Genomic DNA, 557 nt, shown 5'->3' on the forward strand with positions numbered 1-557 from the left:
TCGATTATTGAAGTAACAACTCCTGAACCTACAGTTCTTCCACCTTCTCTGATAGCGAATCTTAATCCTTCATCCATAGCGATTTCTGTAATTAATTCAACTTCCATATCGATGTGGTCTCCAGGCATAACCATTTCCATTCCTTCTGGTAATTTGATTGATCCTGTAACGTCTGTTGTTCTGAAGTAGAATTGTGGTCTGTATCCATCGAAGAATGGAGTATGTCTTCCACCTTCTTCTTTTTTAAGTACGTATACTTGACCTACGAATTTTTTGTGTGGGTTGATTGTTCCAACTTGAGCTAATACTTGACCTCTTTCGATGTCAGTTCTTTGGATACCTCTTAATAATGCTCCGATGTTATCTCCAGCTTGTGCTTCATCTAATAACTTTCTGAACATTTCGATTCCTGTTACAACAGTTTTTCTTCTTTCTTCAGTTAATCCGATGATTTCTACTTCGTCTCCTACATGTAGAACTCCTCTTTCAACTCTTCCTGTTGCAACTGTTCCTCTACCAGTGATTGTAAATACGTCTTCTACTGGCATTAAGAATGG

1 protein-coding gene is annotated in these 557 nt (G+C 38.1%); it reads right to left on the minus strand.

What is annotated here, in order from left to right; genetic code table 11:
• On the minus strand, positions 1-557 hold a 557-nt coding region (locus tag AC4FQV_RS11905; protein ID WP_491165601.1), incomplete at both ends, for an EF-Tu C-terminal domain-related protein.

The sequence above is a fragment of the Clostridium sp. TJA038 genome, from assembly GCF_058310255.1.